Below are 14924 nucleotides of genomic sequence, written 5' to 3' on the forward strand. Positions count from 1 at the left end.
ATCGCTGCATTCTTGATACGGAACACCCATGGCCAAACGCCAACTCAATCGTCGTCAAAACTGGCGCATCGAAAAGATTCAGGGCGAACGCGCTGCCCGCGCCGCCAAACGCGAGTCCTCGGCTGTCGAGGCACTCGAAGGTGGCGACCTGGGCCCGGAACAGCACGGCCTGGTGATCGCGCACTTCGGCGTGCAAGTCGAAGTCGAGGCCCGCGATGGCGAATTGGCCGGCCAGGTGTTCCGTTGCCACCTGCGTGCCAACCTGCCGGCGTTGGTGACCGGCGATCAAGTCGTCTGGCGTGCCGGCAACCAGGGTATCGGCGTGATCGTGGCGCAACTGCCGCGCAACACCGAACTGTGCCGCCCGGACAGCCGTGGCCAGCTCAAGCCCGTTGCGGCCAACGTCGACATGATCGTCATTGTGTTTGCGCCGCTGCCCGAGCCCCATGCCAACCTGATCGACCGCTACCTCGTAGCCGCCGAACACGCTGGCATCAAGCCGCTGCTGCTGCTGAACAAATTCGACCTGATCGACGAGAACAACGCCCCGGCGCTGAATGCCCTGCTGGCGGTTTACCGCACGCTCGGCTACCCGGTGCTCGAAGTGTCGGCTCACCACGGCAACGGCATGGAGCAACTGCAGAAGCAACTGGACGGGCGCATCAGTGTGTTCGTCGGTCAGTCCGGCGTCGGCAAGTCGTCGTTGGTCAACAGCTTGTTGCCGGAAGTCGAAACCCGTGTCGGCCCGCTGTCCGAACTGTCCGGCCAGGGCACTCACACCACCACTACCGCGCGACTGTTCCACTTCCCCGGTGGCGGTGAGCTGATCGACTCCCCGGGCATCCGCGAGTTCGGCCTGGGCCACGTCAGCCGTGCCGACGTCGAGGCCGGCTTCATCGAGTTCAACGAATTGCTCGGCACGTGTCGCTTCCGCGACTGCAAGCACGACCGCGAACCTGGTTGCGCACTGCTCAAGGCCTTGGAAGATGGCCGCGTGCAACAGCAACGGATGAACAGCTACCGCTCGATCATCGCCAGTTTGCCGGAAAACGGCTACTAAACAGGCCCGCCCACCGCTCCGAACAACCGGGGCGGTGGATGGCCGGTTCAACTGTTTAATTCCCCTGCCCGCTAAACATCAGACTTTTCTGTAAGGCGCCTGCACGCGTACTTGTAGGGCATTTCTCTTTAACTTCCATCCCCTTGTAGCCGCCAGCCATTGGCCTAAGTTCAAACCCTCTTCGCACTCCTGCGACACCGAGGGACAACCTTTGCAAACCTACCATTTGTTCATCAGCCACTCGTGGAACTACCCCCACGCCCACGACAATCTCGTGCGCTTGCTCAACGCGCAGCCCGGCTTCAGCTTCAAGAATTTCTCCGTGCCACCGCACAACCCGATCCTCGGCGCCCGCACCGACAAACAACTCGAAGAAGCCATCGAAAACAAGATCCGCCCCTGCTCCGCCGTGCTCATCATGGCCGGCATGTATTCCACCTACAGCAAGTGGATCAACAAGGAAATCGAGATCGCCAAACGCATGGGCAAGGTTATCATCGCCATCAAACCGTTCGGCGCCGAGCGTATTTCCACGGTCGTGCGCAATGCGGCTCACGCCGAGTGCGCGTGGAACACCGGTAGCATCGTCAAAGCCATCCGCCTGCATACGGTGGCCTGATCATGCGCAAGGGACTGTTTATCGGCATCAACGACTACACCCATGTTTCGCATTTGAACGGTTGCTGCAATGACGCCATGGCCATGGCGTCTGTATTGAAGACCGACGCCAATGGCGATCCGAACTTCAAGAACATCGTACTGACCTCCGCCGAAGACTACCTGGGCCGGGAAAAGCTCGAAGACCAGATCCGCGAGCTGTTTTCCGGTGATTGCAATGTCGCGTTGCTGTACTTCGCCGGCCATGGCAGCTTCGATACCGATACCGACGAAGGCATGTTGATCCCGCAGGATTACAAGAGCGCCAAGGACGGGATTCGCCTTAGCGACATTCTCAACTGGGCAAGCAAAGCCACGAAGATCAAAAACAAAGTGATCATTCTCGACTGTTGCCAGAGCGGCTCGGCCGGCGAACTCCGCGCCTTGCGTAGCGAAGGCAGCGTGGTCGGCGAAGGCATGACCATTCTCACGGCATGCAAAAAAGAAGAGCCGGCCATGGAAGGCGTGCAGCACGGCGTGTTCACCGGATTACTGCTCCAGGCGCTGCACGGTGGCGCCGCGAACATCCTCGGCAAAATCACCCCCGGCAGCCTTTATTCGTTTGTTGATAACGCGCTCGATGCCTGGGAGCAGCGGCCGGTATTCAAGACCAACGTATCGCAGTTCATCTCCCTGCGCGAAGTGTCGCCGCTGATCCCCAAGGAAATCCTGCGCAAGCTGCCCGAATGGTTTACCGAAGCGGAATCGGTGTACCCCCTCGCCCCCAGCTTTGAGCCCACTGAGCCTGAATTCAACCCGGAACACGGCGATGTCTTCGCCCAACTGCAAAAGTGCAATCGCCACAGCCTGATCGAACCAGTGGATGCCGAGCACATGTATTACGCCGCCATTCATTCCACCGGTTGCCGCCTCACCGCGCTCGGCGCCTATTACCGCGAACTCGCGACCAAGGGACATTTCTGATGCCAGTGTTTATCAGCTACCGCCACATGGATCGTGCCCACGCGATCAACATCAACACGCGCCTGATGCAGGCGAACATCAAGACCTACCTCGATGTACTGGACGCCGAATCCCAGACCACCGACGACATCACGGGGGTCATCACCCGCAACATCAGCGAATGCACGCACTTGCTGGCCGTGGTCTCGGAGAAAACCGCGCTGTCCTGGTGGGTCCCGTTCGAAATCGGCGAGGCAACCATCACCAACCGCCGCATCTGCTCGTTCAAGACCGGCCCGACTGAACTGCCGCTGTACCTGGACAAATGGCCGAAGCTGAGCTGTGATCGGGACATCGAGTTCTTTATTGATGCGTATCGCAATGAATCGACGGTCAAGCGCTCGATGTCGCTGGAGTCGGTGAATGGCAGTGAGTCTGTGCGCAGCGTTAACAGGACGAATGCCGATCGGTTCCATACGGATCTCAAGTCTCGAATCATTCGCGGATTCTAAAAGACAGCGTCCACAAAAAAGCCGACATTGCTGTCGGCTTTTTTGTGGATCACTGCTTCGGAGGCTCACCCGTTTTTGGCGCCGGATCGTCGAACAGGTTCAACCGCTCACGAAGCTCGTGAGCCGGCAGCGGTTCCTTGTCCGCCGGCAACGCGTTCGGGTCGACCGGTGCAGCCGGTGCGGCGCCCGGAGCAGCCGAACCCTGCGGCGCATCAGGAGCAGCCTCCGCCCCTTGCGAACCTTCGATGGCGCGTTGAGCCTTTTTGGTCAGCACTACGATGTCGATACGACGGTTGACCGGGTTGAACGGATGCTCGCGATCGAACAGCGCCGACGAGGCATAACCGACCACGCGCGCCACCTGACCGTCAGGGTAGCTGCCCGCCACCAGCGCACGACGTGCGGCGTTTGCACGGTTGGCGGACAACTCCCAGTTACCGAAGTCGCCCTGGCCGATGTACGGCTTGGCATCGGTGTGGCCGCTGATGCTGATTTTGTTCGGCACCGCTTTGATGGTGTCGGCCATGGCCAGCAGGATGTCTTCGAAATACGGTTTCAGACGCGCACTGCCCGAGTCGAACATCGGTCGGTTTTCGGCATCCACGATCTGGATGCGCAAGCCGTCCGGGGTGATCTCGAACATGATCTGGTCTTTGAATTTCTGCAGTTGCGGGTTTTCTTCGACCTTGTTCTGCAGTTCTTGCAGCAACAGTTCGAGGCGCTCCTTCTCGACCATCTCGGCCATGCCTTCGACCTGCTCGGCGTCGACGGTGACCTTGTCCGGTTGCGGCTGGGACTTCACCTCGGGATTGAGGGTATTTTCCGGCGCCAGGGTCGGTGTACCACCCAGGTCGATGATGTAAGGCGTACCGCTTTCGGAAAAGCCGATCGGGTCCTTGAAGTAGCCGGCGATGGCGATCTTCTGTTCCGGCGTTGCCGTGGACAGCAGCCACAACACCAGGAAGAACGCCATCATCGCCGTGGCGAAGTCGGCGAAGGCGATTTTCCAGGCGCCCCCGTGATGCCCGCCGGCGATGCGCTTGACGCGCTTGATGATTATCGGCTGATTGTTTTCCATAACTTAACGACCACGAACCGCTTGTTCCAGCTCGGCGAAGCTTGGACGGTGCGCCGGGTACAGAACCTTGCGCCCGAACTCCACGGCCAGCGATGGCGGCATGCCGGAAGCCGAAGCCACCAGCGAAGCCTTGATGGCTTCGTAGACGTTCAGCTCTTCCTTGGCGTCGTGGGCCAGGGAATGGGCCAGCGGACCGAAGAAACCGTAGGCCGCGAGAATACCGAAGAAGGTACCGACCAGCGCCGCACCTACGTGCAAGCCGATGGACTTCTGGTCGCCCTCGCCCAGGGAGGCCATGGTCACCACGATACCCAGTACCGCCGCAACGATACCGAAACCGGGCATGGCGTCGGCGATGCCGTTCACCGCGTGGGATGGGTGCTCAAGATCTTCCTTGAGGCTGTAAAGCTCCATGTCGAACAGGCCTTCCAGCTCATGGGGAGCCATGTTGCCGGAGGACATGATGCGCAGGTAATCGCAGATGAACGCAGTCATGCGCTCGTCTTTCAGGACCGTCGGGTACTTGGCGAAGATCGGGCTCGCGGCGGCATCTTCGATGTCGCCTTCGATGGCCATCATGCCTTCGCGACGGCTCTTGTTGAGGATCTCGTAAATCAGACCCAGCACTTCGAGGTAGAAGGCGTGAGTGAAACGCGAGCCGAACATGCTCAGGGATTTCTTGAGCACGTGCATCGTCATGTAGCCGGGGTTGGCCTGCAGGAATGCACCGAGGGCCGCACCGCCGATGATCATCACCTCGAAAGGCTGGATCAGGGCAGCAATTTTGCCGTGGGAGAGCACGTATCCGCCGAGCACGCTCGCGAATACGACGATGATGCCGATTATTTTAGCCATAGGTAGGAGAGCACTTACTGAGTCGGGTTCAAGGTCATATTCGGAAGTTAAAAAATCTCTTCTTCTACTTATCGGCAAAACTGCGCCAGACTATAGCCAGTTCAGGCGAAAAGCCACTTCGACCCATTCCGGGCACAGGTAATGCAGACGATGATCGCCTCCAGACATGGTTAACGAAACGAACGTCCCGACGCCAAAACCGATCACTCTTGAAGGCTGGGTCAAGCTTCTGGATGGTGTGCGCCTGCCGATTCCGCAGGCCAGTCACGACCGTGTCTGCCGGGCGATCCGCGACAACCGCAGCGCTCTGCGTGACATCGCCGATTTGATGCAGGACAGCCCGGCCCTGGCCTTGAGCGTTATTCGCGAAGCCAATCGGCACACCCATGGCAGCATGACCGAGCCAGCGGAAAACCTTGAGGTCGCCATCAATCGCCTCGGTTTGAAACGCACCGAAGAACTGCTTGAGCGCTTGCCGGCCGAACCCATGGCCGAGATTCCAAAAGCCCTGCGCCAGCTGCAAATGATCAGCCAGCACGCCACGCAACAGGCCAACGGTTTTTTCGCCAGTCGCCTGGCGCGACTGTGGCAGGACATCCATTGGGGCAGCCTGCTGTTTCTGTCGCCGCTGTGGCCACTGGCGCTGACGCATCCGCAATTGCTCGAAGAATGGGAACTGCGGGTCATCCATAAAGGCGAGTCGGCGCGCAAAGTCGAAAAGCAATTGTTCGGTACGCGCTTGCTGCAAATCGGCCTGGCCCTAGTGGATATCTGGCGCCTGCCGATTTGGGTGCAACAAGGCTATAAACTGTTGCTCACCGAGCAGCGGGAGCTGGTCAAAGTCTTGCGCATTGCCCGCGACAGCGAGCATCCATTGCGTCAACAAAATCGTCTCGATGACGATCCGACGCTGCGTCGTTGGCTCAACCAGCCGGCCAACACCGTGTTGCTGGCCAATGGGTTGGCGCTGTCGGCGCAACAGGCCTGGGACAGTCCGCACAGCGAGCGCTGGCAATACCTGACCAGCCTTTACCTGCAAATGCCAATGGACGAAGTGCAGCAACAACTGCACCAGCAAGCCGCCAACAGCGCGCGTCATCACGCCATGCCCGACCTCTGGCACCCCGCCATTGCGTTGCTCTGGCCGTGGGGCACGAACCGCGTGCACGCCGGCCTGCTTCCAGCCCCGGCGCCGACCGCCGAAGACCTGACAAAGTGGCGCAGTCAATGCGCTGAGCTGCTGGTCGAACCGAGTCGCTTCACCAACGCCATGCACTTGACCACCTCTGCCCGCGACGCGCTGGTCGCGTGCGGCATGCGTCGGGTGATGATTTTGATGGCCGACCGCACCCACGCCAATCTTCGGGTCCATCAGACGGCGGGCTTGCCGAAAGAAGTCGCCGGGGTGAACATCGCGGTCAGCCAGAGCACCGTGCTGCAACGACTGCTCGCGCAACAGGCCCAGGTGCGCCTGACGCCAGCCAACAATGCGCAATTTTCCGCGCTGCTGCCCAACACCCTGCGCTCGCAGTTCAGCGGCGAGCACCTGTTGCTGCGTTCACTGGTCAACAATGGCCGGGTGATCATGATTGTCGTGGCGGATCAGGGCGGCGGGCCGTTTTCGGAAATCACCGTACAAGCCTTCGGTAAAACCGCGCAGTGCATCGAGAAAGCGCTGCACAGTTTTAGCCGACGCGGCCAATGACGCTACGCTACAATCCTCCCTTTTGTGCCCTGGAGACCTCACATGTCTGACTTCTCTGGCTTGCCGCTGGTGATCGAACCGAGCGACTTGCTCCCTCGCCTCGACGCCCGCGAACTGATTCTGGTCGACCTGACCAGCAGCGCCCGTTACACCGAAGGGCATATTCCCGGCGCACGTTTTGTCGACCCGAAACGCACGCAACTCGGCCAAGCGCCTGCGCCGGGGCTGATGCCCCCGCAAGCGGCGCTTGAAGCCTTGTTTGGAGAATTGGGACACAACCCCGATGCGGTCTACGTCGTTTATGACGACGAAGGTGGCGGTTGGGCCGGGCGGTTCATCTGGCTTCTGGATGTCATCGGCCACAGCAAGTACCACTATGTCGACGGTGGCCTGCCGGCCTGGCTGGCAGAAGGTTTGCCGATGTCGATCCAGATCCCGGCGCACGTTGGCGGCCCGGTTGCGCTGACCCTGCACGACGAACCCACCGCCACCCGTGAATACCTGCAAAGTCGTCTCGGTGCTGCCGACCTGGCGATCTGGGACGCGCGCGGGCCGCTGGAGTACTCCGGCGAGAAAGTGCTCGCAGCCAAAGGCGGTCATATCCCCGGTGCAGTCAATTTCGAATGGACCGCCGGCATGGATAAGGCACGCCAACTGCGTATTCGCACTGACATGCCGCAGATCCTGGAACAACTGGGCATCACGCCTGACAAAGAAATCATTACCCACTGCCAGACCCACCACCGGTCGGGCTTCACTTATCTGGTGGCCAAGTCCCTCGGTTATCCGCGGGTCAAAGGCTACGCCGGTTCCTGGGGCGAATGGGGCAATCACCCCGACACCCCCGTCGAGCTTTAAGGTTTTTAAGGACACCCAATGAAAGAACGTTTGTTTATCCTCAGCCAATACCTGCTGCCCCACCACTTGCTCTCGCGATTGGCCGGCTGCATCGCCGAATGCCGCGTGCGCTGGTTCAAGAATGCGTTCACCGCGTGGTTCGCCAAGCGTTATCAAGTGGACATGTCCCAGGCGCTGGTCGAAGACCTGACCGCCTACGAGCATTTCAATGACTTCTTCACCCGCGCCCTGAAAGACGGTGCCCGTCCGCTCGACGAAACACCGGGTGCGATTCTCAGCCCGGCCGACGGCGCGATCAGCCAGCTCGGCCCGATCGAACACGGTCGCGTGTTCCAGGCCAAGGGCCACAGCTTCAGCGTGCTGGAACTGCTCGGTGGCGATGCCGCCAACGCCGCGCCGTTCATGGGTGGTGATTTCGCGACGATCTACCTGTCGCCGAAGGACTACCACCGCGTGCACATGCCGCTGGCCGGCACCCTGCGCGAGATGGTCTACATTCCGGGTCGCCTGTTTTCGGTCAACCAGTCCACCGCTGAAAACGTGCCGGAACTGTTCGCCCGCAACGAGCGCGTCGCGTGCATTTTCGACACTGAGCGCGGGCCGATGGCCGTGGTGCTGGTGGGTGCGATGATCGTTGCGTCGATCGAAACCGTGTGGGCCGGCCTGGTTACACCGCCGAAACGCGAGCTGAAAACCTTCCGTTATGACGAAGCTGCGCGCGCGCCGATCCATTTGGAAAAAGGCGCTGAGCTGGGCCGCTTCAAACTGGGTTCGACCGCTGTCGTGCTGTTCGGGCCGGATCAAGTGAAGTGGGCTGAAGAAATGACTGCCGGTACGGCGGTGCAGATGGGTCAGGGCATGGGCTCGCCGAAGGCCTGACCTGTAGAGATCTAATGTGGGAGCGAGCTTGCTCGCGATTGCATAGTGTCAGTCGACATCTTCGTTGACTGATACACCGCTATCGCGAGCAAGCTCGCTCCCACATTTATTTGTGGTGCCTAGAGCTGCCCGTCGCGATCGCGGAAGCCCAGCAGGTACAACACGCCATCCAGCCCCAGGGTCGAGATCGCCTGCTTCGCCGACTGCTTGACCAGCGGTTTGGCACGGAATGCCACGCCCAACCCGGCTATTGCCAGCATCGGCAAATCGTTCGCACCGTCACCGACCGCAATGGTCTGCTCCAGACGCAAACCTTCCTTGTGCGCCAACTCTTTCAGTAAATCAGCTTTGCGCTGCGCATCGACAATCGGCTCGATCGCCACACCAGTAACTTTTCCGTCGACCACTTCCAGTTCGTTGGCGAACACGTAGTCGATGCCCAACTTGGCCTGCAATTGCTTGGCGAAGTAGGTGAAGCCACCCGAGAGAATGGCAGTCTTGTAACCCAGGCGCTTCAGTTCCGCGAACAAGGTTTCAGCGCCTTCGGTCAGACGCAGCGAGGCGCCGATCGAGTCCAGCACGCCGACATCCAGACCTTTGAGCAAGGCCAGGCGTTCCTTGAAGCTGGCGCGGAAGTCCAGTTCCCCAGCCATCGCCCGCTCGGTGATTTCCGACACCTTGTCGCCCACGCCGGCAGCCTTGGCCAGTTCGTCGATCACTTCGGCTTCGATCAGGGTCGAGTCCATGTCGAACACCGCCAGACGACGGTTGCGACGGAACAGCGAGTCTTCCTGGAAGGCGATGTCGACGTTGAGCTCCTGGGCGACGCTGAGGAATTCAGCACGCAACGCCTGCGGATCGGCCGCTTCGCCACGCACGGAAAACTCGATGCAGCCCTTGCCCTTGTCAGCCGGGGTGTCCAGCGGCATACGCCCGGACAAGCGATCGATGTGGTCGATGTTCAGGCCGTACTTGGCGGTGATCGAGCTCACAGCCTGCAATTGCCCGGCGGTCACCTTGCGGGTCAACAGCGTCACGATGTGGCGTTTTTTGCCCTGGTTGCCGACCCACTGCTGGTAATCCTCTTCGGACACCGGCGTGAACCGCACTTGTTGATCCAGCTCATAGCCTTTGAACAGGATGTCCTTGAGCACGGACTTGCCTTGCTCGGTGTCGGGAATTTCAACCAGGATGCCGAACGACAAGGTGTCGTGGATCACCGCCTGACCGATGTCGAGAATGTTCACACCACCCTGGGCCAGAACGCCGGTTATGGCCGCAGTCAGACCCGGACGGTCGACTCCCGTGATGTTTATCAGGACGATTTCGCGCAAGGCGCACCCCCGCAGGTGGAAAAAAACCGCATTCTACCCACATTCAGTGACCATCGGGCACCGTGAGCGCTTTGCCGGTCTAGGGCCTCTCGCTATACTGCGCGTCAACTTCACGGACAAAAGAGCCGAGCTCAAGTGAACCGGCCCACGCCAGTAAAAACCGATAACTTCTTTCTGCTGATCTTCCGGGCACTGCGCCACCGCCGTGTACCGATTGCATTACGCATCGCCAGCCATAACGTGATCCTGGTCGCTCTGGCCCTGGTGATCTATGCCTGCGTGATGGGTTTGCAGTTCAAGCAGGCCATGCACGAGCAGGCCGATGCGCTGGGCGAAAGCCTGACCACGCAGACCGCCACCTCGGCTACCGAGCTGTTGGTGTCCAACGACATCCTCAGCCTCAACGTGCTGCTCAACAACCTGACCAAGAACAAGCTGGTGGCCCACGCCGCCATCTACAGCGTGGATAACCGCATCCTCGCTGAAGCCGGTCAGCGTCCCAAGCACGGCCTGTTGGGCGAAGCCGAGGGCATGTACCAGAGCAAGATCACGTTCCAGGACGTGACCGCCGGTCAGCTGCGCATCAGCCTGGACATGGATCAGTTCCAGCAACCGATGACCATCAGCCTGCAAAGCATGGGCATCTTGAGTGCAATCCTGCTGGCGCTGTCCCTGGCCTTGAGCCTGCGCCTGGGCCGGCACATTTCCACGCCGCTCCTGCAATTGCGCGTATGGCTGCGCAATATCGACGAATACACCCCGGCCACCGAGCGCCAGGATGAAATCGGCGACCTGGCGCGTCAGCTGCACGCCAATTTCGCCCCAGAGCCCGCCGAACCGGAACCGGTGCCGGAACCCGAGTTCGACGACGAAGACGACGATGCCGAACCGGGCTTCGAAGTGCGCAACCTGCGCGACCCGAGCTTCGACGAAAGCCGTCCGATGGCAGCGTTGAAGCCGGCGCCACGGCGGGTTGTCAGCACCGTCGAAGACGATGACGACGATGCCTTCGCCGATTTGATCGATGAATCGGCAGACAGCGCAGCAAAACCGGTCGCCCGTCCTGCGCCATCGAACGTGCCGCAACACAGTGCCGTTCTGGCTGTGCAGCTGGGATCCCAGGAGCAGCTGCGTCGCTTGCCGCGCACCCGCCTCGAAGAATTGCTCAAACGCTACCGCGACTGCCTCGACCAGGCCGCTTCGCTCTACCAGAGTGAACTGCACACCCTGAACGACGGCAGCACGCTGATGCTGTTCCACACCGAAGACAGCGGCGACGACTACCTGACTAACGCCATCTGCTGCGGCGAGTTGTTACGTGCGCTGGGCCATCAGTTGCAGATCGAAGTCGCCGACAGCGGCATCACCCTGCAATTGCAGCTAGGCCTGACCCTGGGCGACGAACTGTTCGGCCTGAGCCAGATCGATCTGCTGCTGACCGATGCCGCCCAGGATGCCCTGGCCCTGTCGCAACACAGCCGCAACCTGCTGCTGGTGGAGCGCAAGATCAGTGACGACGCGCTGATCCGTCAACGCGCACGGATCCGCCCGATTGCCAGCCCTGAAGGCGCTTGCTGCGTAGAGCGGTTGATGGAGCCTTATCCATCGATGCTGGAGCGGCAACTGGCGCGGATGCATGAGCGTCGGGCGTAAGCCGTAAGCCTGGTTGTGAAGAAGCCCGCAGACGGTCACTCGTCTGCGGGCTTTTTTGTTGCCTGCTCCTCCCCCATCGCACAAGCAGGCTCGCGCCTGTGTCGGTCACACCCCCCTATGGGTTTGCCCGCGATGAGGCCAGCACTGCGCACGAAGATCTCCAACCCGCAGAAACAACAAGGCCCGCATCAACGCGGGCCTTGTTTTGAATCCATGTGCCTTAGAACCGGAACACTTCCATGTCCGTACGGATCGGTGAAGCCATCGGGATCTTCGGCTGCTTTTCCGCATCCGCCGCAGGCGCCACAGGCTTGGCTGCCGGTTTCTTTGGCGCTTCGGCGATCGGTGGCTGGTTGGCCAGCGGCTTGAGCGCGGTCGACAGCTGTTCGGCCAGTTTCTGCAACAACACACCCTGAGCCTGAACCTGCGCTGCCGTGGTGCCGGCGTGCAGTTCCTGCAGATGGATGATGCGGTTGTCGCGGACTTGCCCGCGACGGTCGATCAGGCGCCATTGCGCATCGAGGATCGCCGGTTGCTTTTGACCGGAATCCAGACGTGTGATGGTCAGCAGTACTTGAACATCCGGTGTAAAGCCAACGGTTGCCGGCGCCAGCACCACGCGCTGGCTGTCCAGATGACCGGCGACCTGACGCAGCAGCAGCTGATCGATGTCCGAAGACAAGCTACCGGCCCAACGACCGTCGGTCGAGGCTTGCAGGCTGCCATCGGGTTGACGCTGCAACAGGGTTTCGCGTTGCAGGTAGTCCGCAACGGTTACCGGGCCCAGCAATACCGCTATGCCCGCGTTCTGCGCAGGCTGAACCGGACTTCCAGCGTCCAGTTGGTACAGCGACACCGGCTGGTGAACGCTGCAACCCGCCAGGCCAAGAACGCCAGCGAGCATCAAGATAAAAGGAAGGCGCAGAGCAGTCATCGTCCCATCCAGGTGATTGCCACAAGGCTAATCACAGTGAAAATACTCAATAAATATGAGGAACGCTCGGCCACGCCGGCGCTTGAAAGGCCATATCATCCGTGAATATGCGTTCCGACTCCAGCGCAAAGCGCCGATCTACGCGTTAAATCGTAGATCCGGCGCTCTAGGGGGCGTTCTCAGCTACTTTTGCCTGCGAAAGTAGCTGAGAACGCCCCCTAGCCGCTTAATTGAGGTTTTCGACGAGCAGCGCATCAACCCTCTGGAAGCCACGTGGCAATTTGTTACCACGACGCCCACGCTCACCCTTGTAGTGTTCGAGGTCGTCCGCTTTCAGTGACAAGGTACGTTTTCCGGCCTGCAGCACCAAAGTGGCGCCCTCCGGGATGACGGCGATGTCCGTGACATACTCTTCGCGACTGGCCACACGCTCACCGGAAATCCCGATGATCTTGTTGCCTTTGCCCTTACCTAATTGTGGCAGATCGCTGATCTTGAAGATCAGCAGGCGACCTTCGGTGGTCACCGAAGCCAGCCAGTTCTGTTCACGATCGGCCACCGCACGCGGCAGGATCACCTTGGCGTTGTTGGGCAGGCTCAACAGCGCCTTGCCCGCCTTGTTCTTGGCCTGCAGGTCTTCACCCTTGACCACGAAACCGTAACCGGCGTCGGACGCGATGACGTAAAGCGCATCATCTTCCGGCATCAGCACGCATTCAAAGCTTGCGCCCGGTGGTGGTGTCAGACGACCGGTCAGCGGTTCGCCCTGACCTCGGGCCGATGGCAGCGTGTGGGCAGCCACCGAATAGCTGCGACCGGTGGAGTCGATGAACACCGCAAACTGGTTGGATCGCCCGGCGGCGAGCGCCTTGAAGCCGTCGCCAGCCTTGTAGGACAGCCCGGTGGCGTCGATCTCGTGGCCCTTGGCGGAGCGCACCCAGCCTTTTTCCGACAGTACAACCGTCACTTTCTCGTTCGGCAGCAGATCGTGCTCAGTCAGCGCCTTGGCTTCAGTACGCTCGACGATTGGCGAACGGCGGTCATCGCCGTAGGTTTCAGCGTCCTTGATCAGCTCGGTGCGAACCAGTTTCTTCAGCTTGGCTTCACTGCTCAGCAGCGCTTGCAGCTTGGCCTGTTCCTTGAGCAGTTCATCCTGCTCGGCACGCAGCTTCATTTCTTCCAGTCGCGCCAGCTGACGCAAACGGGTGTCGAGGATGTAGTCGGCCTGGATTTCGCTGAGGGCGAAACGCTCGATCAGCGCGGCTTTCGGATGCTCCTCGGTACGGATGATGTGAATCACTTCATCCAGGTTGAGGTAGGCAATCAACAAACCGTCCAACAGGTGCAGGCGGCGCTCGACTTTATCGAGGCGGAATTGCAGGCGCCGACGAACGGTCTGCACCCGGAACTCCAGCCACTCGACCAGCAAGGCCCGCAGGTTTTTCAACTGCGGCTTGCCGTCCAGCCCGATGATGTTGACGTTGACCCGATAACTCGACTCCAGCTCGGTGCTGGCGAACAAGTGCTGCATCAATGCGTCGTGGTCAAAGTTCTTCCGCGCCCCTGGAATGATCACGATCCGGCACGGGTTCTCGTGGTCGGACTCGTCGCGCAAGTCGGCGATCTGCGGAGCTTTGGACGGCTTGGCCTGCATCATCGCAGCGATCTGTTCCAGCACCTTGGCGCCGGAGACCTGATGCGGCAGCGCGGTGACGATGATGTCGCCGTCTTCGATGTGATAAACGGCGCGCATGCGCACCGAGCCCTTACCGGTTTCATACATTTTCAGCAGATCGGCACGCGGAGTGATGATTTCCGCTTCGGTCGGATAATCCGGGCCCTGGATGTGTTCGCAGAGCTGTTCGACCGTGGCTTTGGGCTCATCGAGCAAACGCACGCAGGCACTGGCGACTTCACGCAGGTTGTGCGGCGGTACGTCGGTGGCCATGCCCACGGCGATGCCGGTGGTGCCGTTGAGCAGGATATTCGGCAAACGTGCCGGCAATACCAGCGGTTCGTCGAGGGTGCCGTCGAAGTTCGGGCCCCAGTCCGCGGTGCCCTGGCCCAGTTCGCTGAGCAGCACTTCGGAATAACGCGACAGCCGCGCTTCGGTGTATCGCATGGCGGCGAAGGACTTCGGATCATCCGGCGCACCCCAGTTGCCTTGACCGTCGACCAGCGTGTAGCGATAGCTGAACGGCTGGGCCATCAGGACCATGGCTTCGTAGCAGGCCGAATCGCCGTGCGGGTGGAACTTGCCGAGCACGTCACCGACGGTACGCGCCGATTTCTTGTGCTTGGAATCGGCGTCCAGCCCCAACTCGCTCATGGCGTAAACGATGCGCCGTTGCACAGGCTTCAGGCCGTCGCCGATATGCGGCAAGGCACGGTCCATGATCACGTACATGGAGTAGTTGAGGTAGGCATTTTCGGTGAAGTCAGCCAGCGATCGGCGTTCTACGCCATCTAAGCTGTCTGCAAGGATGTCGCTCATGC

General features: G+C 60.4%; 13 protein-coding genes. 8 read left to right on the top strand and 5 right to left on the bottom strand.

All coding sequences use genetic code 11. From position 1 onward, the window contains the following. Positions 1-28 precede the first annotated feature (28 nt). The 4 genes from rsgA to ACNYC6_RS10930 all read left to right on the top strand — a co-directional run bounded on the left by rsgA (position 29) and on the right by ACNYC6_RS10930 (position 3132). Entirely contained in the window at positions 29-1060 is a 1032-nt protein-coding gene (gene rsgA, locus ACNYC6_RS10915; protein ID WP_419712305.1) for a small ribosomal subunit biogenesis GTPase RsgA, read from the top strand. A gap of 211 nt (positions 1061-1271) precedes the next feature. Then, complete coding sequence (locus ACNYC6_RS10920) at positions 1272-1679, top strand: TIR domain-containing protein (RefSeq protein ID WP_419712306.1); 408 nt, start codon at positions 1272-1274, stop codon at positions 1677-1679. 2 nt (positions 1680-1681) lie between these two features. Continuing rightward, positions 1682-2641: a caspase family protein gene (locus ACNYC6_RS10925; protein WP_419712307.1), complete on the top strand. Its 960-nt coding sequence runs from the start codon at positions 1682-1684 to the stop codon at positions 2639-2641. Then, on the top strand, positions 2641-3132 hold the full coding sequence (locus ACNYC6_RS10930; protein ID WP_419712308.1) for a toll/interleukin-1 receptor domain-containing protein: 492 nt from the start codon (positions 2641-2643) through the stop codon (positions 3130-3132). Before ACNYC6_RS10925 ends, ACNYC6_RS10930 begins: the two co-directional genes overlap by 1 nt. A gap of 49 nt (positions 3133-3181) precedes the next feature. On the opposite strand, the gene motB is transcribed toward ACNYC6_RS10930, so the two are convergent. Together motB and motA are read right to left on the bottom strand one after the other, a co-directional pair. After that, the gene (motB, locus tag ACNYC6_RS10935) at positions 3182-4210 is read right to left on the bottom strand and encodes a flagellar motor protein MotB (RefSeq protein ID WP_419712309.1); all 1029 of its coding nucleotides are present in this window, start codon (positions 4208-4210) and stop codon (positions 3182-3184) included. A 3-nt stretch (positions 4211-4213) separates the two neighbouring features. Continuing rightward, complete coding sequence (gene motA / locus ACNYC6_RS10940; RefSeq protein WP_419712310.1) at positions 4214-5065, bottom strand: flagellar motor stator protein MotA; 852 nt, start codon at positions 5063-5065, stop codon at positions 4214-4216. A 166-nt stretch (positions 5066-5231) separates the two neighbouring features. Here motA and ACNYC6_RS10945 point away from each other — a divergent pair, with 166 nt between their 5' ends. The 3 genes from ACNYC6_RS10945 to asd are packed head-to-tail and all read left to right on the top strand — an operon-like array spanning position 5232 to position 8507. Beyond that, entirely contained in the window at positions 5232-6770 is a 1539-nt protein-coding gene (locus tag ACNYC6_RS10945; protein WP_419712311.1) for an HDOD domain-containing protein, read from the top strand. Positions 6771-6812: 42 nt separating this feature from the next. Further along, positions 6813-7628: a thiosulfate sulfurtransferase gene (gene rhdA / locus ACNYC6_RS10950; protein ID WP_419712312.1), complete on the top strand. Its 816-nt coding sequence runs from the start codon at positions 6813-6815 to the stop codon at positions 7626-7628. Between the two features lie 18 nt (positions 7629-7646). Then, positions 7647-8507 (top strand): archaetidylserine decarboxylase, encoded by an 861-nt coding sequence (asd, locus tag ACNYC6_RS10955; protein ID WP_419712313.1) that lies wholly within the window; start codon positions 7647-7649, stop codon positions 8505-8507. Between the two features lie 119 nt (positions 8508-8626). Here asd and serB read toward each other — a convergent pair whose 3' ends face one another. After that, the gene (gene serB, locus ACNYC6_RS10960) at positions 8627-9841 is read right to left on the bottom strand and encodes a phosphoserine phosphatase SerB (protein WP_034148725.1); all 1215 of its coding nucleotides are present in this window, start codon (positions 9839-9841) and stop codon (positions 8627-8629) included. Between the two features lie 135 nt (positions 9842-9976). On the opposite strand from serB, the gene ACNYC6_RS10965 reads away from it, so the two are divergent. Beyond that, positions 9977-11494: an AhpA/YtjB family protein gene (locus ACNYC6_RS10965; protein WP_419712314.1), complete on the top strand. Its 1518-nt coding sequence runs from the start codon at positions 9977-9979 to the stop codon at positions 11492-11494. Positions 11495-11714: 220 nt separating this feature from the next. On the opposite strand, the gene ACNYC6_RS10970 is transcribed toward ACNYC6_RS10965, so the two are convergent. Next, the gene (locus tag ACNYC6_RS10970; RefSeq protein WP_419712315.1) at positions 11715-12428 is read right to left on the bottom strand and encodes a PqiC family protein; all 714 of its coding nucleotides are present in this window, start codon (positions 12426-12428) and stop codon (positions 11715-11717) included. Between the two features lie 226 nt (positions 12429-12654). Beyond that, positions 12655-14922, bottom strand: a complete 2268-nt coding sequence (gene parC, locus ACNYC6_RS10975) for a DNA topoisomerase IV subunit A (RefSeq protein WP_419712316.1) — start codon at positions 14920-14922, stop codon at positions 12655-12657. Positions 14923-14924: the final 2 nt, after the last annotated feature.

The sequence above is a fragment of the Pseudomonas sp. NFX224 genome, assembly GCF_048565165.1.
In the GTDB taxonomy this organism is placed as follows: Bacteria; Pseudomonadota; Gammaproteobacteria; order Pseudomonadales; family Pseudomonadaceae; genus Aquipseudomonas.

What these genes read in the sequence shown, in the direction of transcription:
- rsgA (WP_419712305.1), top strand. Translation starts at nt 29, where the DNA reads ATGGCCAAACGCCAACTCAATCGTCGTCAAAACTGGCGCATCGAAAAG.
- ACNYC6_RS10925 (WP_419712307.1), top strand. Translation starts at nt 1,682, where the DNA reads ATGCGCAAGGGACTGTTTATCGGCATCAACGACTACACCCATGTTTCG.
- ACNYC6_RS10930 (WP_419712308.1), top strand. Translation starts at nt 2,641, where the DNA reads ATGCCAGTGTTTATCAGCTACCGCCACATGGATCGTGCCCACGCGATC.
- motB (WP_419712309.1), bottom strand. Translation starts at nt 4,210, where the DNA reads ATGGAAAACAATCAGCCGATAATCATCAAGCGCGTCAAGCGCATCGCC.
- motA (WP_419712310.1), bottom strand. Translation starts at nt 5,065, where the DNA reads ATGGCTAAAATAATCGGCATCATCGTCGTATTCGCGAGCGTGCTCGGC.
- ACNYC6_RS10945 (WP_419712311.1), top strand. Translation starts at nt 5,232, where the DNA reads ATGGTTAACGAAACGAACGTCCCGACGCCAAAACCGATCACTCTTGAA.
- rhdA (WP_419712312.1), top strand. Translation starts at nt 6,813, where the DNA reads ATGTCTGACTTCTCTGGCTTGCCGCTGGTGATCGAACCGAGCGACTTG.
- asd (WP_419712313.1), top strand. Translation starts at nt 7,647, where the DNA reads ATGAAAGAACGTTTGTTTATCCTCAGCCAATACCTGCTGCCCCACCAC.
- ACNYC6_RS10970 (WP_419712315.1), bottom strand. Translation starts at nt 12,428, where the DNA reads ATGACTGCTCTGCGCCTTCCTTTTATCTTGATGCTCGCTGGCGTTCTT.
- parC (WP_419712316.1), bottom strand. Translation starts at nt 14,922, where the DNA reads ATGAGCGACATCCTTGCAGACAGCTTAGATGGCGTAGAACGCCGATCG.